19 protein-coding genes are annotated in these 24,649 nt (G+C 56.9%); 3 read left to right on the top strand and 16 right to left on the bottom strand.

Features of this window, described 5'->3' with window-relative positions; all coding sequences use genetic code 11:
* From CGLUCO_RS06335 to CGLUCO_RS06375, 9 genes are all read right to left on the bottom strand, one after another.
* The gene (locus tag CGLUCO_RS06335; RefSeq protein ID WP_005393922.1) at positions 1-996 is read right to left on the bottom strand and encodes a helix-turn-helix transcriptional regulator; all 996 of its coding nucleotides are present in this window, start codon (positions 994-996) and stop codon (positions 1-3) included.
* On the bottom strand, positions 980-1,954 hold the full coding sequence (locus CGLUCO_RS06340) for a helix-turn-helix transcriptional regulator (RefSeq protein WP_005390096.1): 975 nt from the start codon (positions 1,952-1,954) through the stop codon (positions 980-982). Before CGLUCO_RS06340 ends, CGLUCO_RS06335 begins: the two co-directional genes overlap by 17 nt.
* On the bottom strand, positions 1,939-3,369 hold the full coding sequence (pafA, locus tag CGLUCO_RS06345; RefSeq protein ID WP_084036342.1) for a Pup--protein ligase: 1,431 nt from the start codon (positions 3,367-3,369) through the stop codon (positions 1,939-1,941). Before pafA ends, CGLUCO_RS06340 begins: the two co-directional genes overlap by 16 nt.
* Positions 3,370-3,374: 5 nt before the next feature.
* Positions 3,375-3,560: a ubiquitin-like protein Pup gene (locus tag CGLUCO_RS06350; protein ID WP_005390094.1), complete on the bottom strand. Its 186-nt coding sequence runs from the start codon at positions 3,558-3,560 to the stop codon at positions 3,375-3,377.
* Positions 3,561-3,669: 109 nt separating this feature from the next.
* Positions 3,670-5,214: a depupylase/deamidase Dop gene (gene dop / locus CGLUCO_RS06355; protein ID WP_084036341.1), complete on the bottom strand. Its 1,545-nt coding sequence runs from the start codon at positions 5,212-5,214 to the stop codon at positions 3,670-3,672.
* A gap of 81 nt (positions 5,215-5,295) precedes the next feature.
* Complete coding sequence (gene arc, locus CGLUCO_RS06360) at positions 5,296-6,906, bottom strand: proteasome ATPase (RefSeq protein WP_084036340.1); 1,611 nt, start codon at positions 6,904-6,906, stop codon at positions 5,296-5,298.
* A gap of 53 nt (positions 6,907-6,959) precedes the next feature.
* A complete protein-coding gene (locus CGLUCO_RS06365; protein ID WP_084036339.1) occupies positions 6,960-7,796 on the bottom strand; it encodes a tRNA (adenine-N1)-methyltransferase in 837 nt (278 codons plus the stop codon).
* Positions 7,797-8,237: 441 nt separating this feature from the next.
* Positions 8,238-8,717 (bottom strand): hypothetical protein, encoded by a 480-nt coding sequence (locus tag CGLUCO_RS06370; RefSeq protein WP_005390086.1) that lies wholly within the window; start codon positions 8,715-8,717, stop codon positions 8,238-8,240.
* A 2-nt stretch (positions 8,718-8,719) separates the two neighbouring features.
* Positions 8,720-9,991, bottom strand: a complete 1,272-nt coding sequence (locus CGLUCO_RS06375; RefSeq protein ID WP_084036338.1) for a M18 family aminopeptidase — start codon at positions 9,989-9,991, stop codon at positions 8,720-8,722.
* Between the two features lie 178 nt (positions 9,992-10,169).
* Here CGLUCO_RS06375 and CGLUCO_RS06380 point away from each other — a divergent pair, with 178 nt between their 5' ends.
* Positions 10,170-11,012: a RecB family exonuclease gene (locus CGLUCO_RS06380; protein WP_005390082.1), complete on the top strand. Its 843-nt coding sequence runs from the start codon at positions 10,170-10,172 to the stop codon at positions 11,010-11,012.
* A gap of 120 nt (positions 11,013-11,132) precedes the next feature.
* On the opposite strand, the gene CGLUCO_RS06385 is transcribed toward CGLUCO_RS06380, so the two are convergent.
* The 3 genes from CGLUCO_RS06385 to CGLUCO_RS06395 all read right to left on the bottom strand — a co-directional run bounded on the left by CGLUCO_RS06385 (position 11,133) and on the right by CGLUCO_RS06395 (position 16,858).
* Complete coding sequence (locus CGLUCO_RS06385) at positions 11,133-12,809, bottom strand: formate--tetrahydrofolate ligase (protein WP_005393934.1); 1,677 nt, start codon at positions 12,807-12,809, stop codon at positions 11,133-11,135.
* Positions 12,810-13,571: 762 nt separating this feature from the next.
* Entirely contained in the window at positions 13,572-15,002 is a 1,431-nt protein-coding gene (gene aspA / locus CGLUCO_RS06390; protein WP_005393936.1) for an aspartate ammonia-lyase, read from the bottom strand.
* Positions 15,003-15,547: 545 nt separating this feature from the next.
* The gene (locus tag CGLUCO_RS06395; RefSeq protein ID WP_005393938.1) at positions 15,548-16,858 is read right to left on the bottom strand and encodes an anaerobic C4-dicarboxylate transporter; all 1,311 of its coding nucleotides are present in this window, start codon (positions 16,856-16,858) and stop codon (positions 15,548-15,550) included.
* A 1,216-nt stretch (positions 16,859-18,074) separates the two neighbouring features.
* Between CGLUCO_RS06395 and CGLUCO_RS06400 the strand changes: the two genes are divergently transcribed.
* Together CGLUCO_RS06400 and CGLUCO_RS06405 are read left to right on the top strand one after the other, a co-directional pair.
* Positions 18,075-19,406 carry a C1 family peptidase gene (locus CGLUCO_RS06400; RefSeq protein ID WP_005393940.1) on the top strand — a complete coding sequence of 444 codons (1,332 nt, stop codon included), beginning with the start codon at positions 18,075-18,077 and terminating at the stop codon, positions 19,404-19,406.
* 18 nt (positions 19,407-19,424) lie between these two features.
* The gene (locus CGLUCO_RS06405; protein ID WP_084036337.1) at positions 19,425-20,756 is read left to right on the top strand and encodes a C1 family peptidase; all 1,332 of its coding nucleotides are present in this window, start codon (positions 19,425-19,427) and stop codon (positions 20,754-20,756) included.
* Positions 20,757-20,922: 166 nt separating this feature from the next.
* Here CGLUCO_RS06405 and hisG read toward each other — a convergent pair whose 3' ends face one another.
* From hisG to CGLUCO_RS06425, 4 genes are all read right to left on the bottom strand, one after another.
* Positions 20,923-21,768, bottom strand: coding sequence for an ATP phosphoribosyltransferase (hisG, locus tag CGLUCO_RS06410; protein WP_005390070.1), 846 nt, complete (start codon positions 21,766-21,768; stop codon positions 20,923-20,925).
* A gap of 239 nt (positions 21,769-22,007) precedes the next feature.
* A complete protein-coding gene (locus CGLUCO_RS06415; RefSeq protein ID WP_005390069.1) occupies positions 22,008-22,271 on the bottom strand; it encodes a phosphoribosyl-ATP diphosphatase in 264 nt (87 codons plus the stop codon).
* 115 nt (positions 22,272-22,386) lie between these two features.
* Positions 22,387-23,076 (bottom strand): HAD family hydrolase, encoded by a 690-nt coding sequence (locus CGLUCO_RS06420; protein ID WP_084036336.1) that lies wholly within the window; start codon positions 23,074-23,076, stop codon positions 22,387-22,389.
* A 117-nt stretch (positions 23,077-23,193) separates the two neighbouring features.
* The gene (locus CGLUCO_RS06425; protein WP_005390067.1) at positions 23,194-24,486 is read right to left on the bottom strand and encodes an MFS transporter; all 1,293 of its coding nucleotides are present in this window, start codon (positions 24,484-24,486) and stop codon (positions 23,194-23,196) included.
* Positions 24,487-24,649: the final 163 nt, after the last annotated feature.

The raw sequence follows: 24,649 nt of genomic DNA on the forward strand, positions 1-24,649 counted from the left end.
CTAAACGTATTTCTGTAGAGCAGATTCTGCCCGTTGCCGGACTGCGGTGGCAACCGATTCCGGACTGGTCACAACTACCTTACCGCCATAGGCCAAACTAAATCGAATAAGCCAATCCGGCGATACGAGTGGTAGCTCGGCTGCAGCCCACTTATCGGGAAGCTCTCCCACAATGTCCATCGGAGACTCGTCGGCAAGCCAACGAACATCTGGAGCTAGCCGGAGGGCTCCGGTCATGCCTGCGCCGGAGAAATCGAAAGGCTCCGACAGATCTTTTTCGTACTCTGAAAGCGGTAGTCTGCTGGGAACGTCCGAAAGGGATAGGTCCGAGATAGCGTCGAGCCGGAAGGTACGTACCGCTTTCGCATCATTGTCATAGCAGTACAGGTAGCTTATTCCGTCGTGGGTGAAGAGCTTGAGAGCGTCAACAGTACGCGTGGTAGTCGCATCGGAATAACGGTTGTAGTAGCTGAAAGTCACCTTTCGACGAGAAGTGAAAGCCTCCTTCAACTTATTTGCAGTCTCTGTCAAGGCTCCGCTCGTCTCCGCATCGTTGGCATCTGGGAGAGATTCGATCGCTGCAGCAGACCGTGTGGTGAGCTCTCGGAGCTTGTCGGTGGTCGACTGTACAACGGTCGGGTCGATGAGCCCGTCAATCCCCTCGAGTGACTCGAGAATGAGGAGTAAAGAAATAGCCTCTGTTGTAGTCAAACGTAGAGACTTGTCTAGTCCTTGGGTGTCCTCGATGGACACGCTCACGCGGTCGGTTTCGAGCGCCACAAGTTCGTCGGGGTACGTGCCAATTCCACAGCACTGGAGGCGGAGAAGATCCTCCCGAATCTGAGTCGGGCTGACACCAAAATCGGCGGCAGCTTCGAACACGGTCCTGTCCTTGTGCCTGCTAAAGTACGGCAACACGTTGAGCATGCGAACGAGCTCATCGCGTGCCTGGCTCACCCGGCTGGAACCAACAGCAGATTTATTTTTGGGACTCATGCGGCACCTCCGAGGCGCTAGCAACGATTGCCTGTAGTCGCTCGATCACGTCATCGCGGACATCCTGCGGGGAGATGACGGTGACAGATTCGCAATAAGACAGCGCATTGCGGATCAACCACTCGCGGTCTATAGATGTAAAGCGGACGGTTTCTTCATCGATTCTTTCTCCCCTATCGACAAACGCACGAGCTGCACCCGGCACTACCGACACGACTGCGTCCACGCGTGGGTGGAGCCTCTGCATAGCTTCGGCGGCGACAGCCGTAAAATCTTCCGGTCGCTCGTGTGTTGCGCTCCCCTTGATGTCGGCACCGAGGATCCGGATGAGACGGAAACTGCGGATCGCGTCGCGGTCAGTGTCGAATCCGACGAGGTACTGTCGCTCATTGTGTGAGGCTATTCCCCACGGTTCCAGGTGGCGTTCCTCTGTCGGCGCGAGCTGGTCGCGACGGTAGTCGAGGGCGAGAGCACGCTTCCTGTTTATCGCATTGAGGACTGTTTTCAGCGTCGTGGAGTCAACTTCCCACAGCTCGGTGTGGGTAATGAAAGGAAGGGTTTCGGCCCGATCCCTATCGGTTGCGAAAGCTGCCAGCTTATTCCACCCCCGGCGGGCTTGAATCCCTAGCTTATGATGGGAGCTCACCTGGCCTGCCAACTGCAGCACATGGGCTTCCTCTGGGGTGAACTCGACATCGGGCAGAAAAGTCTGCTGCTGCACGGAGTACAGCGTCTGGTTTCCGTCGAACGTTTCCGCGACGTTGACCCCCACCTTCCGCAGTGCCTCGAAGTCCCTGCTCAATGCTTGGCGTCCCGGCTTATCTTCCGGGTTGTAACCGGGAACTCGGGAACGAATCTCGGCGGATGAAAGAGGACGCTCTGCAGAATTGATCAGCACAGCGAGCAGATTGATGAGTCGCTCTGTTCGCCGCGAGTGCTCAGCTACCTCATTCGACATAAAAGCTCCTCCACGTCGGGATTCTCGTTCTGGAAGGGGTCTTTCAGTTCAACGAGAGCAGGTTCCGGTCGAAGGATCTTTAGACGCATCCAGTCCACAGACGTGTCAATCCCTGCCTGTCGCGCTGCCGTGAGGAACGTGCCACGCAAGTGTGCCCTCGTCGTTTCTGGTGCGACGGTGGTCGCCTTCTGCACTGCGCTCTCGTCCACCCACGAATTAAGGAGTCCCCTCGCCACAAGTTTCGGTCCGATGCCTCGGCCGGGCCTGATGTCGTGGTACATGAGGTCGACGTGGCGGAGCTTCGGGTTATCCCACTCCAACCCGTGCCGTTCCTTCAGCCCCAGGAGGAGGCGATACTTGGCCACCCAGTCAACATCGCGGGCGATGGCATCGAGGTTGCCAGAACCGATGGCATCGAGAATGGTCCCCCACAACTCGACGATGCGGGTGAGCTCACCGGGATCCTCCTCCCGTTTTTCCAGCCATGCGCAGGCATGCTCGTGATACTGCCGCTGAATATCGAGTGCGGAGACATCCACGCCCTCGGTGATGTGTACGAGTTGGGACCCGTCGAGGCTGCGTGCGACGCGGCGAATCGAATCCACGGAGTTGACCATGTCAAACGTCGGCAGTTCTACTCCCGCCTCGATCATCTCGAGCAGCAAGAGGGTCGTGCCTACTTTGAGTGCTGTCGAGACCTGACAGATGTTGGAGTCGCCAACGATGACGTGCAGCCTGCGGTAGCGTGAGGAATCCGCGTGCGGTTCGTCGCGTGTGTTGATCATCGGCCGGGAACGGGTGGTGGCGCTGGATACGCCTTCCCACATGAAATCGGCGCGCTGGGAGATGCAGAAACCGGGGCCAAACTCCGTTGCCGGGTTGCCCCGCTGCGGGATGGCGACGCGACCCGCACCGCAGAACAGCTGTCTGGTGATGAGGAATGGGAGCAGAATTGCACCTAGCTTCTTCACCGATACGTCTCGCCCGACGAGGTAGTTTTCGTGGCAGCCGTATGAACTCCCGGCGGAGTCGGAATTGTTCTTGAACATGTATACGCCCGCCCCCGCTGCGTCGGGGGTGTCCAATTCAGCGATTCGCCGCTCTGCTTTCTGTGCAAGGTCCGTGACGATGCGATCTCCGGCCTGCTCATAGGTGACGAGCTGGCTGAGGCTGTCGCATTCAGGCGTGGCGAACTCGGGGTGTGAACCCACGTCGAGATACAGTCGCCCGGCATTTGAAATGAACACGTTTGTGGAGTTATATGCGTCGACAAGTGGGCGAAACGCAAGCCGCGCGACCTCATCTGCGGCATGGGGCGCTGAACCTGTGCGGTCATCAATACACGCGATGCCGTACTCGGTTTCGATCCCCATGATGCGGCGGGTGATGGCGCGGGACGGATCGAAGTCTCCCATGAGTTCTACTGTCCGCCCTTTTGCACGTAGGACTTCACAAACTCCTCGGAATCCGTCTCGAGCAGAGTGTCGATCTCATCGAGGAGCGAATCAGCCTCATGTGTATTGATCTGTACCTGGCCAGCCGCTTCCGCGATGTCGCCATCATCAGAGCGGTCTTTGCCACCGGAGCTATATACCTGCTTATCCACAGTTGATTGTCCCTTCCTTGTACATCACTATTCTTGTCACGACGAGGCTTTTCGCGTGGCAAACGGTCATCTCACAGTCTAGGGCTTTCACCCTCACAACGGTGTGAACCTAGAACGCTTCAGCTGACGGGGCGCGCCGGACGAGCTCCGCGATGAATTCGTTCACGTCCTTATTTCCCGCGAAAAGGTCGGCCACGTTAGCTTCGGTGAACGAGTCCACATCCGCGAAACGGACGGTAACCCTATGGCCAGCAGATTCAATCACGGCCGTATCCCAGTTCACCCGCGTGACGTAGTGGCCCATGTGGCGCATGAGCATGCCACGGAAATAGGCACGTGTATCCGCTGGCGGGGTGTGCGCTGCGCGGGCGATCTCCGTGGCACTAAACAGCGTCTCCATTCGCCCCTTGCGCACGAGCGCGTGGTAAAGCGAGCGTGACTCGTCGATATCCGTGTACTGGATATCGATGGCCTGGAGCTTGGGGTCTGTCCACGGCACGCCACGGGAAACAAAGCCCTGGCACAGTGCGAGCTTGGCAGTCCAGTCAAGGAGATGGGCTGTCTTCAGCGGGTCGTCGTCAAGGAGATCCATGACCTTTTCCCACGTCTCCAGGACTTCACGGTCGGTATCGGTTGTCGGCGTGACACGCGAGGCATACTCGCGTAACAGTTCGAGGGGGCGCATGGACCGGCCGTCGACAAGCTGCAAAGGAGTAGAGACGGTGAGATCCCGAGAAACAGTATGACATGCAGCGACAGGGTTGATGAGCGCGAGATCGCTGAAGTCCACACCGTCTTCGATGGCATCCAGCACGAGGCTCGTCGTCCCCACCTTGAGAAGAGTCGACGTGTGGCTCATATTCGCGTCGCCGATGATGACGTGGAGCCTTCCGTAGGCATCGCTCGTGTGGGGCTCATCGCGAGTGTTGATGATGCCGCGGTTGAGTGTTGTCTCCAGTGAGATGGTGGTCTCGATGTAGTCTGCACGCTGGGAGATCTGGAACCATGGCTGTTTTTCTCCCGCGCCCGGGTTCGGGTGCTCCTCCCCCTCTTGTCCCCAGCCGACACGTCCGGCACCACAGAGCACCTGGCGGACGACGAAGAACGGAATGAGGGCCTGGGCGAGAATGTCGAAGTCGGTGTCGCGCGAGTAGAGGTAGTTTTCGTGGCTGCCGTAGCTTGCGCCCTTTCCATCCACGTTGTTCTTGTAGATTTTCAGAGGCGGACATGGGCCATGGCCACGCAGGATCGAATGCCCTTGGTCGGTGTGTTCAGCGACTGCTGCCACGGCCTCGCGGAGAATAACGTCGCCGGCGGCATCGTACAGGACAGCATCTCGGGCATTGGCTGTTTCAGGCGAGGAGTATTCGGGGTGTGCGTGGTCGACGTAGAAGCGGGCGCCGTTGTCAACCACGACGTTGGCCACGCCAATCGCGCGGGGATCAATGACCGGCACGGTGCGGTAGCGGCGCAGGTCGAAACCTCGTTGATCCCGTAGAGGCGATTCCTGCGCGAAGTCCCACCGCGCGCGGGATTGGTCCGTCGTGGAGGCATAGGCCACAACGGCATGGGTCGACGTGACGATTGGCGACAGCGACGGATCCGCCGGTGTCGCGATGCCGTACTCAGTCTCGGTTCCGATGAAGCGTGCCACAGTTCTTCCTTCTTTACTCGGTTGTCTTTTCGTCTGGCCTAAACTAGTGCTCTCTGTCGGTTTCCTACTGGTGGCTCGGCTTTAGAGTGGCGTGGCCTTGACGACAGTGTGGTTTTTCAGGCCCTTTGTCCTTTTGGCAGCAATCCTCGTCCACTCGTCGGGGCTCTGCGTGTTCGGGAGGTCTTCGCTCTCGTGCTGTTCCTGAGCAATGGACTCGGCAAGAATCTGCCGGGTAATCCCTGTGCTCTCCGGGCTCGCCAAATGCTCCTTAATTGCCTGCTTCTTTGCTCGATCGACGACATTGGCGATCTGCGCACCAGAGATGAAGTCTTCGTAGTAAAGGATGTGTGAATCCCCGTTGTCAAAGGTGAGCTCTACGTAGGGGGTTTGGGAAAACATGAGGTTCACGGCGTAGTCGATGAGCGCCTCGGCGGGCTCAGCCAGCGGCAGCTCGTCGGTGATATAGCGAGAGAAAATGTCGACGGCACCAGCACGGTCGGGTCGATCGATGCGGATTTTTACGTCGAGGCGACCCGGGCGCAGGATCGCCGGATCGATAAGCTCCTCTCGGTTGGTCGCACCGATGATAATCACGTTGGACAGCGACTCCACCCCGTCAAGCTCAGCCAAAAGCTGCGGGACAACGGTGGTCTCCATATCGGAGCTCACGCCGGACCCACGAGTACGGAAAATAGATTCCATCTCATCGAAGAAGATGATGACTGGCCTACCGGCTTCGGCAACATCTCGTGCTTGCTCGAACACGACGCGGATCTGGCGCTCAGTTTCGCCGACGAATTTGTTGAGTAGCTCTGGTCCCTTGATGGACAGGAAGTAGCTCGACTCCTGCCCCCCGATGCGGCTTGCGAGGGAGTTTGCCACAGCTTTGGCGATGAGCGTCTTGCCACAGCCTGGAGGGCCGTACAGGAGCACGCCTTTAGGCGGACGCAAGTCGTAGGCCTTGTACAACTCCGGGTGAAGGAAGGGCAGCTCAACAGCATCCTTAATGGCCTCAATTTGTGCGTCCAGGCCACCGATATCGTCATAGGTGACATCAGGAATTTCCTGCAGGTTAAGGCGGTTCATTTCCGTTACGGGGACGACCTCGAAGGCGTAGCCAACCTTGAGGTTGACCAGCAACGTGTCGCCGGCTTCTGCCTGCCCACGAATCGGCCCGGCAAGTGTGACAACGGACTTGTCCCCTGTCACTGAGACGATGAGGGCGCGATCAGCACCGATTCGTTCCACCATCCTGGCGAGCTCTCCGGATGTGGTGTAGCCGGCTGTGTCGACGATGATGTTGCCCTCTGCAAGCCGCACGCGCATGCCTGGTTCCAAGTCGGACTGGTCGACGCTTGGGGAAACCATGACCCTCATCTGGCGGTTCCCGGTGAAGATCTCGGCGGAGTAGCCGGGCTCGTTCGTGCCGAGGTAGGTGCCATAGGTCGACGGCGGTGTGGAGAGCTCTTCGAGCTCTCCGTACAAGGTCTGCAGCTTGTCCCGTGAGGCTTTGAGGAGCTCCACAAGCTTCTGGTTCCGCGCCCCCAGATCTCGGTTCTGGCGGACGAGCCGGGCGTAGTCGGCGTCTCGTCGCCGCTGATCAGCTTCTCGACGCTTCTGAGTATCCGCAGCCACGGCTTCGGACTTGGGCGACGGGTGCACGGACCCGGAGGAATTCGGTGCAGAAGTCATGTCCTTGACTTTACAGTGTTCAACTGTGCTCCGGTTCGGTACCTGCTACCAGCCTATTTCCGCGCGCGGCGCTTGGGGCGGGGAGGGGTAACACCGTCGGCAAGCCTCCGCGCCCACACGAGGAAGGCCGTGTGTGCATTCATGCGGTGCTCCGGGCGGGTAGCAAGTCCCTCCACGCGCCACTCGCGCAGGAGGGTCTCCCAGGCACGCGGTTCGGTGAAGCACTTCTTGTCCCGGATGTGCTCCATAATGTTCATCAGCTGTGGCACTGTCGGCACATACGTCATGAACACTCCACCTGGATGCAGCAGCTCGGCGACGTTGTCGATGCACGTCCACGGCTCCACCATGTCCAAAATGATGCGGTCGACGGGACCGTCGAGATCGTCCAGGTGGACCTCCGAGAGATCCCCGAGGCGAGGATCCCACTGCTCGGGCTCGTGCCCGAAGTATTCTGCAACATTTGACCGCGCGAATGCGAGGTGATCCTCGCGGATCTCGTAGGAGATCAGCTTGCCCGTCGACCCAATGGCGCGGAGAAGCGCCATAGATAGTGCGCCGGAGCCCGCCCCTGCCTCAAGAACCTTTGCGCCTGGGAAAATATCACCCTCGACAAGGATCTGCGCGGTGTCCTTGGGGTAGATCACCGCCGCGCCACGGGGCATGGAGAGGACGTGGTCGACCATGAGGTGGCGGAAGCAGAGGTACTCCTCCCCTAGCGTGGATTCCACAACGCTACCTTCGGGGGCCCCGATAATGTCATCGTGGCGGATCTCGCCCTTGTGCGTGAAGTAGCTTTCTCCAGGGTGCAAGACAATCGTGTGATGCCTACGCTTCTGGTCAGTTAGCTGCACGCGGTCTCCCGCCTCAAAAGGGCCGGAATAAGCCATAAAAGGTTCCTTCCTAAAAGTCTAAGCCAGCGGACACCATGCGGACTGGTATCTCGCCTGCGAACACCTGAGCCAAGCCGAAACAGCCTAGCCAAGGCAGTGCCGACGCCGTTACAAAGCAGCGGAGCAAGAGCCGTTCCGGCGTGCTTCCCGTTTGCCTTGCCGTAACAGTACGTTCACACCGCTGACGCGGCACACCAGGGACCGTTGACACTGTAGAACAGCGTGCTGGACATAAGCATGCCGGACATGAGCGTGCCAGAAATTAGCGTGGCAGAAAACGGCGTAGCAGGCAAACAGTATGCTCGTCGGCACAGGATGTCTGCAAAACTTAGCGCTCGTCGATGCAGCCTCACCCGTGCTGTGGCCTTGGCCGCTGACAAAGCACCTGAACGCAGATTCTAGTGCGTTAGGCCAATGGTAATTCTGTGCGTCCACGTACTATTCCGCGCCGGGTGCAAGGTAATCAATGGTGACAGCTTCGGCGGCGATGATTTTTTCAGCGACTTTGGACTGGTCATCCATTTCCTTGGCCACCACCTTTTCGTGGTCGGGGTAGGTCGCAAAAGTGAGGATAGTGAGGTTGTGCTCGGCACAGCGTGCGGTCGCCTCGGCATCGTTCTCGTTGAGAGCTAAACGTGCGTCCACTACGGACTCTGTCAGCTCATCGGCGATAGCCTGTGCGTCGTCATCAGTCTGGTCGAGCGCTGTAATAGTGATCGTGGCCTCGTCGCCTGCTGGATCGTCCCCGTCCCACAGCTGTCCTGCGACACGTTTCAGCTCATCTAGGTTTACGCCTGCGGTGATGGGTAGGCACGCTGCCCGATGAAGGCACCATGCGGCGAACCGCACCTTGTCGTGGGATTCTGTGTCCTCGAACTTACGGTAGAGGTTTTCTACAAACTCGACTTGGTCGCGCATGTTTAGTCCTCCTCGCCTTCGTAGAAGGCTTGGAGAGCGGCGGTGAGATAGTCGATGTCATCTGCGTGACAGAGCTCGCGTGCGGAGTGCATGGAAAGCAGCGGAATGCCGACATCGACCGTGTTGATACCTGTCCGAGTGGAGAAAATGGGTCCAATGGTCGAGCCACACGGCACGTCATTATTGGAAACAAACTCCTGGACGGGGACATCCGCACGGTCGCAGGCACGAATAAAAGCAGCAGCGGATTCGGCCGTCGTGGCATAGCGCTGGTTCGCGTTGTACTTGACCATGGGGCCAGCACCAAGCACTGGGTACACGTGTGGATCATGGCGCTCCACATAATTGGGGTGCACAGAGTGGGCTGCATCCGCAGACACCATTATGGACGAGTTAATGACGCGGTACTTTTCGTCTGAAGACAATCCAGCGGCAGCGAGAATTCTGTCGATGACTTGTTTGAGCAATGGGCCACCCGCACCTGTACGGGACGAGCTTCCCACCTCTTCGTGATCGAAACAGCAGGCCATAAGAATCGTATCAGGGGCTTGTGCCGTCGCCTGGATGAGCGCGGTGACTGCAGGCCAGACACTGGATAGGTTATCGAGACGGCCCGTCGCGATGAGGTTACCTGCGGCACCGGTGGTGGCAGCGGGCTGGGAATCGCAGGTTATGAGGTCATAGGAGACGATGTCACGGGCGCGCACGTCGGCAGCCCGGGCGACCAGTTCGAGGACCCCCATTGGCTCGCCTCCGACGGCGGGATCTCCGACGACGTCAACAATCGGCTGCAGATGGGACTGCTTGTCTGGGGCGAAGCTCTGGTTAGCAGAGCGGTCGAGGTGGATGGCTAGGTGCGGAATGCGCAGGGCGGGAGGCGTTGAAACTAGCTGGGAGGAGCCGTCGGCAAGCGTGACCGTACCGGCGAGAACCAGTTCCCGGTCGAACCAGCTGGAGAGGATGGCACCGCCGTAAACTTCGACCCCGGCCTGACTGAACCCGCAGGTGACCCACTCCGGCTGGGGCTTTAGTTTAAAACCTGGTGAATCCGTGTGGGCGCCGACGATACGAATCGGCTGAATCGTAATTTTCTCCGGGATCCACCACGCAAGGACAGCGCCCCCCACCGTCATCACGTGTCCACCGGGAGTGTTGTCCCACTCGCCGACGATGGATTGCTGGGTAAACCCGGCGTTAGTCAAAAGCTTCGCAGCCTCATCAGCTGCGTGGAAGGAGCTGGGGCTCGCATCAACGTACTCAGTGAACGCACTCATAATGTTAAGGGTACCCGGCAGCTTACGTATTTCCTTAGCGGCAACAGTCCCCCAGGGCTAGCCGGTCGTAAAAGAGCGTGCCAAGGGCGGAAAACCAAAAGTTATATCCAGGGCTTGTTGTTCGCCTACGTGGATACCCTTGTCAAGCGAGGTGCTTCCTTCTCACAGGCTGTTCAGTATGCTGGAAGATATTGTGAGTAGAAAAGCGAACGAGAATTTCCGCCGGTTTAAGGTGGCACTGTCACCGTCAAGAGTGAGCCAATACAAAAAGTGCCCTCTGTCTTTCCGTTTCGGAGCGATAGACAAGATTCCCACGGAGACGAAGGACTATCAGCTCAAGGGCACACTCGTGCATGCTGTCCTCGAGCATCTCATGGGCCTGCCCCCGGAGGAGCGCACCTACCCTACTGCGGTGAAACTCATCGTTCCTACGTGGGAAAAAATGAAGGCGGAGGATCCCGGCAATGCTGAGGTTGTTCCCGAGCACAAGGAGATGGATTTCTTTGTCCAAGCCCGTGGGCTCATTAAGGGTTATTTCATGATGGAAAATCCGCAGGGGCTAGAGACGGACCGGATGGAGGAATTTGTTTCGACGACGCTTCGCGACGATGTTCCTCTCCGCGGTTTTATCGATCGCGTTGATGTGAACGCGGACGGCATGGTCCGGATTGTCGACTATAAGACGGGAAAGAAGCCGAGCCCGCGATTTGCCGACGACGCGATGGCTCAAATGAAGTTTTATGCCCTCGTGTGGTGGTGCCTGTACGGCGTGATACCGGCCCAGCTGCGCCTCATGTACCTGGCTGTAGGGGACGATCTCACCTTAAGCCCTGACGAGGCGACGCTCGAAGAATTTGCTGCTGAGTTGGTCCAGACCTGGGACGAAATCAAGCACAAAGGCGCGCGCGGGGAGTTTGAACCCCGCACGTCCAAACTGTGTGGCTGGTGCGATTACCAGTCCATCTGCCCCGCTTTTGGTGGCACGCCGCCGGAGTACCCGGGGTGGCCCAACGAGGACTAGTCCAGATCTGGGATAGAGTTTCCATCTCTACCTGCAATTTTTCTTCGCAGCGGTGTCCGAAGGCCCCAGATATAGAAGAAGCGGCCTCCAACGTAAGTGGAGGCCGCTTATTTGCTGCGACTAGAACAGTCCGGAGATTGTTCCGTTATCGTCAATGTCGATCTTCAGAGCAGCCGGGGTCTTTCCGAGGCCAGGCAGTGTCATCACGTTGCCGGTGAGGGCGACGATGAAGCCTGCACCGATCTTCGGCAGCAGCTCACGAACGTGGAGGGTGTGTCCCTCGGGTGCACCGAGCTTCGAGCCATCATCGGTGAAGGAGTACTGGGTCTTCGAGATGATGACCGGCAGCTTGTCCCAGCCATTCTTCTTGAAGAACGCGAGGTCCTTCTGAGCCTTGGCAGAGTACTGGACATTGTCCGCGTGGTACAGCTCCGTTGCGATCTTTTCGATGTTGGCCTCGATGCCATCTTCCAAGTCGTACAGCGGGTGAGAATCGCTCTTTCCGCTCTCGGCAACCTCGATGACGGCCTTGGCGAGCTCGCGGGCACCTTCGCCGCCCTTCTCCCAGACCTTGGACTCAAGGACGCGGACGTTATTCTTTTCGCCCCATTCCTTCATGAAGTCGCGCTCGGCCTGGGTGTCGGAGACGAAGTCGTTGAGAGCGATAACGGGCTCAACACCGAACTTGCGGACGTTTTCGACGTGCCGCTCAAGGTTGACGACACCGGCTTCAAGAGCCTCGAGGTTTTCCTTGGTGAGATCCTCGCGGGTAACACCACCGTTGTACTTAAGGGAACGAATGGTGGCGACCAGGACAACCGCATCGACCTTGATGTCGCCGTAGCGAGCCTTCATGTCGAAGAACTTCTCGGCACCGAGGTCAGCACCGAAGCCGGCTTCCGTGCACACGTAATCGCCGAGCTTCATGGCCGTCTTCGTCGCAGTCAGCGTGTTGCAGCCGTGAGCAATGTTGGCGAATGGGCCGCCGTGGACGAATGCCGGAACGCCGCCGAGGGTCTGTACCAGGTTCGGGTGGATGGCATCCTTGAGCAGTGCGGTGAGAGCACCTTCGACGCCAAGCTCAGAGACCTGAACCGGCTTACCGTCGTAGGTGGAGCCAACGACGATATGACCGATGCGCTCCTTGAGATCCTTGTAGTCGGACGCGAGGCAGAGGATTGCCATCATTTCCGATGCTGCAGTGATGTCAAACCCGGTTTCCGTTGGGGTGCCCTGGGCCTTGCCGCCGAGGCCGGTGACGATGTGGCGCAGGGAACGGTCGTTGACATCGAGGCAGCGGCGCCAGGTGATCTGGCGGGGGTCGATGTTCAGCGCGTTGCCGTTGTGGATATGGGCGTCGATGAGAGCTGCCAGGGTGTTGTTTGCAGCAGCGAGAGCGTGGAAATCGCCGGTGAAGTGAAGGTTGATCTCCTCCATCGGGACGATTTGGGCGTAACCGCCACCGGCAGCACCACCCTTTATGCCCATGACCGGGCCCTGCGAAGGTTCACGCAGAGCGACGAAGGTGTTCTTGCCCTCGAGCTTAAGGGCATCGGCGAGACCGATGAGCGTGGTGGTCTTGCCCTCGCCCGCTGGTGTCGGAGACATCGCTGTGACGAGGATGACCTTTGCCTTCTCGCCATGGTCCTTGACGTAGTTGATGTCCACCTTGGCTTTGTTGGTGCCGAACGGGATCAGTGCTTCTTGGGGAATTCCTGCAGCTTCCGCAATCTCTGTGATGGGAAGGGCCTTGTGTGCCTGTGCAATTTCAACATCTGATGGGACTTTTTCTGTCATACATATGAGAGTACCGATATTTGGACTTTGTCGTTCTGCAAATGTTGGTTTGCAGGTTGGCTGTGGGGGAATTCCTCTCGGGACCGAATGTGCGAATACTCTAAAGATGTCACCAAATGTTAGGTCACTAAACGGAGCGGAGATCTGTAAATGGCCTGAAATAATGGTGATATCAGATAGAGCGCATGTCTGCTCAGCTTCATGAATCTCGATACAAAGCAGTGGATGCCGAAAATGTGCGCCTTTCAAGGGTGATTATTCTTACATTTCTGATAACAACCGCTCTACCCCTTAATGGGGTATCAGGCCAAGGTAGCAGAGGGGTCCCCGGTCTTGGACGACGCGTCCTGATCTCTAAGCAAAGGCGGGGAAAAGTTCCGACAAACCATCTTCACTCCATATTCACTCTGGCTCGGAAACTGCGCGCTTTCTGATGGCACTCGCGACCCCCGGATCTCCCGCGATCTCTGTGGTGCGTGTGAGGTCTGGGAGTTTGTGACATCTGGGAGGTGTGTAGCGCAAGCGATCCTAACGCGAACCTGTAGATGTGGAGTGAGCGATGTGAGTGGGGTGAGAGCTGACCCGGCCGGGAAAGGCAAACCAGCAGCAGTACATATTCGCAAAAAGGCCACAACCCCGAGGGGCTGTGGCCTTTCCCTCCCCCACCGTGGTGCGACTCACCTGATGGAGAACGATGAGCTGAATATATTTCGCAGGAGGCAGGGGGAAGTCGATGGAGCGCCACGTAGAAGGCGCAGCCGACTACTTCTTGGGAGCGATGTCCATAGACGGGTTGATGAGGTTTTCATCGGAAAGAACTTTGTCGAGGGTTTCCTCGTCGAGAAGCCCATGCTCAAGGACGAGCTCGCGAACCGATTTACCCGTCTCTGCAGCTTCCTTGCCGATCTTGTCGCCAGCTGCGTGCCCAATGAAGGGGTTGAGGTAGGTAATCGTGCCGATGGAGTTGTGAACGTGGCTCTTGCAGATCTCGGGGTTAGCCGTGATTCCGTCAATGCACTTCTCACGCAGCGTCTTCATCGCGTTGGTGAGGATTGTCAGCGACTCGAAAGTTGCCTGTCCCGTGGCGGGCTCCATCACGTTGAGTTCAAGCTGGCCAGCCTCCGAGGCGTAGCCAACGGTGACATCGTTGCCGAAGACCTTGAAGCAAACCTGGTTTACAACCTCCGGAATAACCGGGTTGACCTTGGCCGGCATAATGGACGAACCTGCGGCACGCTCGGGCAGGTTGATCTCCTTCAGGCCTGCTCGCGGTCCGGAGGCCAGGAGACGAAGGTCGTTGCAGGTCTTGGAGAGCTTGATAGCGAGGCGACGAAGCGCAGCATGAACAGAAACGTAGCAGGCTTGATCGCTGGTAGCAGCGACAAGGTCGGGCGCGGAAGAGATATCAAGACCAGTGACGTCAGCGAGCGCCTTGGTAACTGCCTCGGTGAATCCATCCGGGGTGTTGAGCTCCGTGCCGATGGCGGTAGCGCCCAGGTTGACAACGAGAAGCTCCTTGGCGGCGTGCTGCAGGTTGTCGATTTCGTCTGCCAGCGTGTGAGCGTAACCGCTGAACTCTTGACCGAGGGACATGGGGACAGCATCCTGCAGCTGCGTCCTGCCCATCTTCAACACGGATGCGAACTCGTCGCCCTTTGCAGAGAGCGAAGAAATGAGCTTCTCGAGCTCTGCGACGAGCGTCTGGACACCGGCGTAGAAGCCGAGCTTGAGGCCTGTCGGGTAGGCATCGTTAGTGGACTGGCTCATGTTTACGTCATCGTTCGGGTGGATGACATCGTATTCGCCCTTTTCCTTGCCTAGGTGCTCAAGAGCAAGGTTGGCGATGACCTCGTTGGTGTTCATGTTGAGCGACGTTCCGGCGCCACCTTGGAACAGGTCGATCGGGAACTGATCCATGCACGCGCCCTCGTTGATGATCTGGTCGCATGCCCAGTTGATGGCGTCGCTCTTTTCCTTCTCCAGTGCTCCCACCTGGTTGTTGGCGATGGAGGTTGCCTTCTTGGTGTATACCATGCCCCGGATGAAATCTGGCTGGGAGTTAACGGTTACGCCGGAGATCTGGTAGTTCTCGATGGCTCGCTGGGTGTGAATGCCGTAGTAGTAATCGTTGTTGATCTCCATCGTTCCGAGGAGGTCTTCTTCGGTGCGAGTGGACTTGTTAGTGTCTACCACTTTTTCGATACTTTCTATTCAGATTGTTTGCCACAAATCACGGCAAACGTGAGGTTGGGAAATTGCAGATTACCTGCTTTTATATGGAGGCTTGTCCTACGTTCTTAAGTATGCCACTGTCTTTTGCGTGGATACTATCTTGGCAAGCTTTTTTGTTAGTGAAATCGTGTCTTACCTGCCCTACGCTGCGAAATAATTGTTCAACCATTTTGTTGAGCTCCACCCCTTAGAGGGTAGGAAAGCAAACGCAAGGGACGTGAGACGATGTCGTTTCTCCTTTCGCGCTACGACTAACGAATACACCACCTTTTCATGTGAGTTGACGGAGGAACAGCCACAACTGGGGACTATCATTGCTCGACTAGGCGAGGAGGATTCTATCCAGTAGTGAGCAGTCCGATATGAAGATTAAATTCTGCGGATCGTCATCGCTGTGCCACTCTCCTCGATCCGTTTCCTCAGCCCGCCGGGTCTGACCGTGGTGAAAACAAAACAGCGGAAACAGCCAGCGTGGATGGGAAGGACCGATGCTAGCTATAGGTCTGCTAGAGAATGACTGAACCGAACAGGAACCCCAGGGCAACTGCGATGGCGATGCATACCGTGCCTGGGACGATAAACGGGTGGTTAAACACGTACTTGCCGATTCGAGTCGATCCGGTGTCGTCCATTTCCACTGCCGCAAGGAGCGTCGGATACGTGGGGAGAACGAACAGCGCGGAAACCGCAGGGAATGCTGCAACTGCTGCTAGCGGGCTGACGCCCACAGCCAAGGCTGCTGGGATGAGCGCCTTGGTGGTAGAGGCCTGGGAGTACAGGAGGGACGCAGCAAAGTACAGAATCACTGCGAGGAGCCACGGGTAATCGGTGAGTACGCTACCGGATGCAGATTTGATCTGGTCGATGTACTGATTGATGAGGGTCGTACCCAACCATGCAACGCCCATCACGCAAACCGCGGCAGACATACCGGATTTGAACACTTGCGTGTTGAGAACCTCTCCGGCCTTTTGCTTGCACGCTAGGACGATAATGGTGGCGGCTCCCAGCATGATCGACATAATGGCTTCGTTGCGAGGAAGTGTGGGGTTCTGGATCAGGCCAATTTGGTCGGAGATAAGGGTGGCGTACACCATCACGATAACGATGGCAGCAAGGAAGATACCAACGCTAAGCTTTGCTCCTGCCGGCGGGACGTAGTCTTTCTGGCGAGCTGGAGGCTGCACGAGACCGCTTGCGAGACGCTCTTTGTATACGGGATCGTCCTCAAGCTGCTTACCCATCTTGTTAGAAATCAAAGCCGTGGGGAAGATAGCGAGGAAAGTAGAAGGGATAGCTACGGCAAGAAGCTGGAGATATCCAACGCCGAGTGGCTCAAGCACAGAGGCCATGAAGACGACGGCTGCGGAGATCGGTGATGCCGTAATCGCCATTTGGGAAGCGACAACGGCCACGGACAACGGCCTGGACGGGCGAACCTTTCCTTCTTTCGCCACCTCGGTGATCACGGGGAGCGTGGAAAACGCCGTGTGTCCAGTACCTGCAAGCAAGGTCATCAGGTAGGTAACGATCGGAGCAAGGAAAGTAATGTTCTTCGGGTTTCTGCGCAGAATCTTTTCTGCGACGTGTACAAGATAAGTTAGGCCCCCGGCGAGCTGCATCGCGGAAATCGCCGCGATGACGCTCATGATGATGCCGATGACATCGAACGGAATGTCTTCTTTTGTTACGGGGACACCGGCGATACCTAGTGCGAGTACACCGAGGCCGCCGGCAAAGCCGATGCCGATGGAGCCCAATCGCGCGCCGAGAACGATGGCTGCGATGACGATGATTATTTGTAGTGCGACAAGCATGAGATGCTTTCTCCTTTTGTCTAATCAAAAGGCGTAAAATGTTTAGGTCTCAAAAGCCGTTTTCCGGACCATCCAGATCATGACCGATAGGTCGTCACTATCCCATCTCTAAACCCAACACGCCAAACGACTCCGCCAGGAAGCGCGTGGCACGAAGAAAAGCGATGGAGACTCGATCGCCTCGCAGTTCTCTCCTAGCCCCTTTCGTACTGTGTCCGCTACCTGGCACGGGCCACGTAGCGTTAGAGAAAATGGCTATTCAATAAGGGGGATTGTTAATCAATCCTTAGAACTTCAACGGCTTATTAGGTTATACGGTGAGGGTCCCGGGGAACCTGCTGCGGATGCACCGGGCTCCTTGTACTTCACCCTGTAGCCACTATAAGAGTAGCTACCCCACGATTATTGCACAGGTTAAGCGTTCGGCTTGCGCGAAAATGGCGAATGGACACACGTCACCCTCAGTTCGTGAGACGAACCTCTTGCCTACTGCTTCGTAGGAACAACATCACGATAGCTAGGTAAGACCTATCTGCCAAACGTTCTGTTCAACAGACATTTTTAACAACCAAAATAAATAGTTTTACCGCGAAATGAGTTGGAATCCGGGCAGTTTTTATGCAGGAATGCAATTGAATGTGGCGAGATCGGAGGTAAGAACCTATCTGGGGGCGCTTTTTAACAGTCACCTCTGCGGTATTTATTCATTAGAGATAGTCGTCTGTGAATAATGATGCGGAAATTAGGGATCAACTAGGGTGATTTCCATCACTATAGTCACATCGTGGTGAGGGCATACTCCCCTGTCTTTGGCTTAAACGTAAGATTTTACCCCCCACATGGGGTTGTACAGCCCCGCATGTGACCATGCAGCTCTTCTTCAGTCCCGTTACGTGCTGGTGAGCTGTGCCACTCGGCGCCAGTACGAGTCTCAAACACTAACTAGGCATTCCACACATGCTTCCGGCCAATGTCAGGCATTAACTCTGAACTACTCCTCCTCCCAAACATCTTCTTTTCGTGACAATCGAGCGTCCGGTGTCCCCCTACCTTGTCCACTGTGCTCCTTTGCTCCCCACGTTCAGGTTGTGAAAGAGCGGTTCGCTACGGCATGTCCACCTCCATCGAGCACCGCAAATGCCGCCACTCGGGATGCTGTACCGAAAACCATCGATAATTCCCAAAAGATGTGCATGTCAGGCGTATAAAGGAGGGTATGGAACAAGATATGCGTAAGCAGCCTCTTACCGGAGACTGCGTTCAGGAGATTCAGAAGAAGGTGGCCGAAGACCCCACGGTAGCCGTCGCGCGAAACGCTGTCACAGCATGTAGCGTAAACAAGGTCGCCTTGGACAGGGACAAGGTAGTCAGCCTGGACCCCACCATCGAAGTCAAACTCGATTCTCTGAAGGTAACGAACCAGAAGACCTCTGGACGCTGCTGGATGTTTGCCGCGCTCAACATGTACCGGCAGAAGATAGCCAAGGAACTTAATCTCGAGCAGTTTGAGTTCTCTCAGGCGTATCTGCAGTACTTTGACAAGTTGGAAAAGGCCTACTTTGCCCTTAACTATTTGCTTGGCAATGAAGAGCCCCACGCTGCCCGAACCGATGACGGCAGAATCGATCTCGGTGACCGCGAGACTGCATTCGTGCTCGACGGCGCCGCAGGTGACGGTGGCCTGTTCAATTACGTCAACAACCTCGTTGCTAAGTACGGCGCTGTCCCCTCGTACGCAATGCCCGATTCTGACTCGGCTGGCGATACGCCTGCGATGAACCGTGCCATTCACACCATTGTCCGAAAAACCGTAATGGAAAATGGTTCTATTGACGAGGCCATGAAAGCTATTCAGCGTGTCGTTGGCATCCACTTAGGCACCCCGCCGACATCTTTTGTGTGGCAATACCGCACCAAGGATGGCGATTTCCACCGCGAAGGTGAGTTCACTCCACAAGAGTTCGCAAAGAAATACCTCCCCGATCTCGACCAATTCGTTGAAATTGCCTTCGATGCCCGGCCGGAGCACAAGGTCAACCAGGCGTACGACACCGAACTTGCGACGAACGTCTGGGGCACCCCCGTTTACCGGTACGTAAACGCTGATATCGAGGTCGTGCGTCAGGCAGCGATTGACTCCATCGCACAGTCCGATCCCGTCTGGTTTGGCTGTGATGTGAACACCCAGTTCGACGCAATCCTTGGGATGTGGGATCGCAACCTGATTAATCTTCCCGATATTTACGGCATCGATCTCGCCTTCGACCGCGCAGGAAGGATGTTGACCTGGGAGGAGGCTCCTACTCACGCCATGGTTCTTACTGGCTTTGATGAGCAGTCCGGTCACTTTCGAGTGGAAAATTCCTGGGGTAATGAGGATCACAAGGGAGTGAAACTCGGTGGCGACGGCTACGGAACGATGACGAGCGATTGGTTCCGCGACAACGTCTTCTCAGTCGTCGTGAGGAGAAAGTACGCGCCAGAAGAGTTGCTGAAGGCATGGGATGGCGAAGGCATCCTGTTGCCCTGCTGGGATCCGATGAGCTAGGAAGGGAGAACAAACACAATGGCTACAAACGAGAGCACACGCGGACTATCCCTCGATGCAATTAGGGCGGAAAACGAAAAGTTGCAGGCAGACCGATCATTCCGCGTCTCCCGCAACGCTGTCACGACAACAGGCGTGGACAAGCTCGCGGTCAACCGGGACATTCTCTCTGGCATCGACACCAGTGTTTCCACGAAGGTGGATGACTGGGCGGTTGCTAACCAAAAGAAGTCTGGTCGCTGCTGGATTTTCGCAGGTATGAACATGCTGCGCGGTCCCATCATGAAGGAAACGAAGGTAAAGGATTTTGAGCTCTCCCAGACCTTCATTCACTTCTGGGACAAGCTTGAAAAAGCAAACTACTTCCTAGAGGCAATGGAGGAACTGCGCGAACGCGACATCCTTGACCGCACGGTGGCACACCTCCTGCAGGCTCCTATTGAGGACGGTGGCCAGTGGAACATGCTCGTGGCGCTCATCAATAAGTACGGAATCGTTCCGCAATATGCGATGCCGGATACAAATTCATCGTCAGACACGCGGGCAATGAATCGCGATCTGTCCACTGTATTGCGCAGAGGCGCGTACCTGCTCCGCAAGGCCGAGTCTGAAGAAGAACGAGCCTCCGTGAAGCGGCAGGCTTTGGAGGATGCGTACCGCGTGCTGACCATTCACCTCGGTACTCCCCCGAAAGAATTCGTCTGGCAGTATCGAGACAAGGATAATGCGTTTACTCGCAAGGGAACGATGACGCCCCTCGAGTTCAAGGACACGTACGTCACTGTCAACCTTGACGATTTCGTGTGCGTGGTCAATGATCCACGGCACGCGCCAAAGGATATCCTCACCGTCGAATATTTGGGCAACGTCGTCGGTGCCACGCCGGTTACATACCTCAACGCGGATATCCAGGTTATGAAGAAGGCAGTTGCTGCCACGCTTGCGGAGGGCACCTCCGTCTGGTTCGGCTGCGATACGTTGCGACAGGCAGAGAGCACACTCGGGGTCTGGGACGCACACGTGCTGGACTACGAAGGCGTGTACGGCGTTGAGCTTGGAATGGACAAACGAGAACGGGTCATTTCCGGCGATTCACTCATGACCCACGCCATGGTCTTCACTGGTGTGGATGAGTCGGAGGAAAAGGTTCCTCGTCGTTGGCGTGTGGAGAACTCGTGGGGCCCTGATAAGGCAGACAAGGGCTTTTGGACCATGAACGATTCATGGTTTGATGAGTACGTCTTTGCTGTAGCAGTCCGGCGTGATCTGCTTCCCGCAGATTATCAAGAGGCCATCGGCGGAGAACCGATTGTTCTGCCCGTATGGGATCCGATGGGGGCTCTCGCATAGGCGTAGACCAACCGTGATAGAAACACCCGCTCCGCTTTCTTGTCGCTGACCGACATTGCGCGGCACGAAGGCGGATGCTCGCTGCGACGGATAGCACCTGAATATAAAGCGAAACCGGTTTGGTTCGGCAGAGTGACTGTGAACCAGACCGGCTTTTTCGCGTGTGTTACAAGCGGGCTATTCGGATATCCGTGGCCAGGATTGCCTCTGCCCCGCCGGCAGATAGCGCATCCATGATGGTGTTTGCCTGTGCCCTAGGTACCATAGCGCGCACGGCAACCCAGTCTGTTTTAGCCAGTGGAGACACGGTAGCTCCTGACAGTCCCGGTGTAATGGTGGTGAGCTTGGGAAGGAGACTCTTGGGACAGTTGTAGTCGAGGATCATAAACCGTCGTGCACGTAGAATTCCTTCAATTCTGCGGATGAAAATGCGCATCGCCTCTGTTACATCGCGGCCACGGCGGCCGTAAATAACTGCTTCAGAGCTCACGAGTGGGTCTCCGAATGTAGCCAGACCTTGCTGACGCAGAGTCCGTCCAGTCGAGACAACATCGGCAATGACATCCGCAACACCGAGGCGAATGGAAATCTCCACTGCTCCGTCAAGTCGGATGACGGTAGCCTGAATTCCGCGCCGAGCGAGGTCAGCACGCACAAGGTGTGGGTAACTTGTCGCAATCCGCTTCCCCTCTAGATCTCCTACTGACCACTTTTGGTTGGCTGGAGCCGCGAAAAAGAAACGGGAGTTTCCAAACCCCAGTGGTAGGAGCTCTTCAACGTCAGCCTGTGAATCCAACGCCAGGTCGCGGCCGGTGATGCCGATATCGAGTTGGCCACCAGCGACGTAAATGGCGATATCTTTTGGGCGAAGGAAAAAGAATTCGACTTCGTTATCTTTATCGAGAACAGTGAGTGTTTTCGAATCGGGGCGGCGAGCGTAGCCCGCCTCGGTGAGGATTTCCATAGCCACCTCACTGAGAGACCCCTTATTCGGTACAGCGATTCGCAGCATGCCGTTAGTGCTCTTTTCTTTTAAGCGTTAAAAAATTGGATGTGTCAAGAATATGGGCGATGCGTAGTCAATAATCAGCCATCACCCGGATTTTTAAGACCTGACGTGGTTGTCAGTGATCACCTGCAGTGGAAGCCTCGCCTAGGAGGGCGAGGCTTCCGATAAACCTTTCGCGTTAGTCGAAGTCGGTCGAAGTTGGTCGGAGTTAGCCGAAGGCGGGAACCTGCAGCGTCTGAACGTCAGAGGTATTTGTAGACATCGTCGGTGGTCAAGCCCCGCTTAATCATCATGACTTGGGACCAGTACAACAGCTGCGAAATCTCCTCGGCGAGCTCTTCATCGGACTGGTATTCGCCGGCGAGCCAAACCTCACCGGCTTCCTCGATGACTTTTTTGCCAATGAAATGGACGCCTTGATCCAGCGCGTGCACGGTGCCGGATCCCTCCGGCCTTTCAGCGGTTTTGTTAGCGAGCTCCTGGAACAAAGAGTCAAATGTTTTCATACCAAATCATTGTGCCACACGAACGCGCCTACCGTGCCTGGTTCCAGCCACAAACTAACGCGTTTTACCCCCGACTATGGCTGTGCAGAGCTCGTCCAGTCCGCCTTAGCTCCGGCTAAGCGTTGCTACTAAGCTGAGTGAACCAGACTGAGCACGTGTCGACGGTGACTCCCTCGAAGGAATCGGAGCCGTGGAGCTCCTGCAGCGTTGCTACACCATCGATGGCATCGCCGTGGCTGGGAGGAAGGCCGATGACTACGCATCCAGCATCTCTTGCGGCGGTCATTCCCGCAACGGAATCCTCAAAGACGAGGCACTCTTCTGGCTTAGCTCCGACGATCTCTGCCGCCTTGAGGTACATTTCGGGATCCGGTTTGCCGTTTTCCACCTCATCACCGGCGACGGAGGACGAGAAGAAATGGGTGCCTACGGCGGCGATTTCGACGTCGGCAAGCGTGCGGTACGTGTTGGTGGTTACGAGCTGGGGAATACCTGCCGCGGAGACCGACTCCAGGAGTTCAACAACACCGGGCTTAGGAACGAGCACGTCCTTCATGAGCTGCATGACCTCGGCGTAGAACACGCGCATGAGTTCTTTGCGCTCCTCAGCGTTGAACGTCCGCCCGTTAAGCTTTCCGACGTAGGTGACCGTGTGGTCGAAGGACCCACCCATCGTCGCGTACAGCTCTTCGTCGGTCATCTCGTGTCCAAGGCGACGGGAGAACTCTGCGGTTACCTGACCCCAGAGGGGTTCGGAATCCACAAGAGTTCCGTCCATATCGAAAAAGATCGCTTTCATCGCCATTGCTACTGCGTGCACCACTTCCGTTGGTGTGTCATTCAACAATCTGTCCTAGGTGACTATATCCGACGCACAGCTCTCCGTGCACAATGAGGACTTTTCCGATGTATCGGAGGCGTACTAAGAACGTTCGGAGGAGCGTACGGAGACATCAGGGAGGGAACGGGCGAGAAAGAACCCAACGATACCGACGAGCGCAAGCGCGACGAGTGCCGCGCGGGCTCCGGCCATGGCGATGACACCGGAGATAGCGCCGACGATAAGGAGGATAACCCCCATCGCAGTGTTAGCGACGGCGACGTACTGGGTTGTCTGGTCACCTTCCCCCATGTCGACGACGTACGTTTTGCGGCCGACGCGGACACCGGTGTGGATGAGGGTGACGGCAAAGAAGCCAATGGGCAGCGTCCATGCGGCGATCAAGTCAATGTAACTGAGCCCGACGATGGCAAGCAAAGCAATGGATGTGGCTAGCGCACCGTAGGCCATCGTGTTCCGTGAGGACGTGTCCGCGAGTATTCCGGAGACCCGCCCGCCGATGAGACTGGCGAGACCAGAGGCGACGATAAAGGAGCCAAGGCCGGAGAGGACATCCGATGTGCGTGAGGACAAGGCCACGATGAACGCGGGTGACAAAGCAGAGGCGAGCAGCAGCGCACGCACGATGACGAACCGCCTGAAGGGCTTGTCGGTGGCAAGAAGCGTCCAGGAATCCTTCACCCAGTTGGATCCGTTCCCCTTCGAAGCGCTGTTTTCGGGTGTTGGCTCGATGATCCGAGTGAACACCAACGCTGCCAACAACCAGCACACGCCACCGGCTGCGATCAGGAGGGCGAGGAAGCCGACGGAGAGATCGTGACCGCGGGCGCGGATGGCTAAGCCCACGGTGATGGCGATGATGCCGGCGATCATTGTCGAGGTCCCTGTAAGCCGGCCGCGGTGACCTTTGGAAATCGTCCGTGCCTGGACGTCCTTGGAAGAAATAGACCCGATTGCGCGCCCGGTGGAAAATGAGGCCAGGAAAATGATGACGAGCAGTCCGAGAAGTACTCCGCGGGTAAGACCAATGGCCAGGCCCATGGCAATGGCTGACAGGGCCTGAATAATGGCACCGATGGACCATACTGTTGCGCGCCGTTTCTTGCTGATAACCCAGCCGGTGATGGCGGCCTGAGGGAGCATCGAGCCGGATTCCCTGATCGGAACGAGCAACGCGGTGATGAAGGCGGGCACCCCTGTGGCGGAGAAGACCCAGGGCAGCACTGTCTTTGCGTTGACTAGCTGGTCGCCGATTCCCTGCAGCCCCATGGCCGTGACGTACGCGCGACCGTTGCGCTTCTCATTGGGTTTGAGTTGTTCAATGGTCGCAGCGGTAGATTGCGTGCCGCCACGTGAGGTCTGCTCTTGTGCCATGGTTTCAACCGTAGACGTTCTACCCCAGCCACCAAAACCCGCCCTTGAGCGCCACGAGAGCCAGACAGGAGGTACGGAGTCCGGCTGTTCATGGCAAGCCCCCTAACAACACCCGCGTAGCCACTCCTCGCATGCGAGAGCTCCCACCGAACCTCCGCATACA

Source organism: Corynebacterium glucuronolyticum DSM 44120 (assembly GCF_030440595.1).
Classification (GTDB): Bacteria; Actinomycetota; Actinomycetes; order Mycobacteriales; family Mycobacteriaceae; genus Corynebacterium; species Corynebacterium glucuronolyticum.

Coding starts and splice junctions, on each gene's coding strand:
- CGLUCO_RS06335 (WP_005393922.1), bottom strand. CDS start 996: ATGAGTCCCAAAAATAAATCTGCTGTTGGTTCCAGCCGGGTGAGCCAG.
- CGLUCO_RS06340 (WP_005390096.1), bottom strand. CDS start 1,954: ATGTCGAATGAGGTAGCTGAGCACTCGCGGCGAACAGAGCGACTCATC.
- pafA (WP_084036342.1), bottom strand. CDS start 3,369: ATGGGAGACTTCGATCCGTCCCGCGCCATCACCCGCCGCATCATGGGG.
- arc (WP_084036340.1), bottom strand. CDS start 6,906: ATGACTTCTGCACCGAATTCCTCCGGGTCCGTGCACCCGTCGCCCAAG.
- CGLUCO_RS06365 (WP_084036339.1), bottom strand. CDS start 7,796: ATGGCTTATTCCGGCCCTTTTGAGGCGGGAGACCGCGTGCAGCTAACT.
- CGLUCO_RS06370 (WP_005390086.1), bottom strand. CDS start 8,717: ATGCGCGACCAAGTCGAGTTTGTAGAAAACCTCTACCGTAAGTTCGAG.
- CGLUCO_RS06375 (WP_084036338.1), bottom strand. CDS start 9,991: ATGAGTGCGTTCACTGAGTACGTTGATGCGAGCCCCAGCTCCTTCCAC.
- CGLUCO_RS06380 (WP_005390082.1), top strand. CDS start 10,170: ATGCTGGAAGATATTGTGAGTAGAAAAGCGAACGAGAATTTCCGCCGG.
- CGLUCO_RS06385 (WP_005393934.1), bottom strand. CDS start 12,809: ATGACAGAAAAAGTCCCATCAGATGTTGAAATTGCACAGGCACACAAG.
- CGLUCO_RS06395 (WP_005393938.1), bottom strand. CDS start 16,858: ATGCTTGTCGCACTACAAATAATCATCGTCATCGCAGCCATCGTTCTC.
- CGLUCO_RS06400 (WP_005393940.1), top strand. CDS start 18,075: ATGGAACAAGATATGCGTAAGCAGCCTCTTACCGGAGACTGCGTTCAG.
- CGLUCO_RS06405 (WP_084036337.1), top strand. CDS start 19,425: ATGGCTACAAACGAGAGCACACGCGGACTATCCCTCGATGCAATTAGG.
- hisG (WP_005390070.1), bottom strand. CDS start 21,768: ATGCTGCGAATCGCTGTACCGAATAAGGGGTCTCTCAGTGAGGTGGCT.
- CGLUCO_RS06415 (WP_005390069.1), bottom strand. CDS start 22,271: ATGAAAACATTTGACTCTTTGTTCCAGGAGCTCGCTAACAAAACCGCT.
- CGLUCO_RS06420 (WP_084036336.1), bottom strand. CDS start 23,076: ATGGCGATGAAAGCGATCTTTTTCGATATGGACGGAACTCTTGTGGAT.
- CGLUCO_RS06425 (WP_005390067.1), bottom strand. CDS start 24,486: ATGGCACAAGAGCAGACCTCACGTGGCGGCACGCAATCTACCGCTGCG.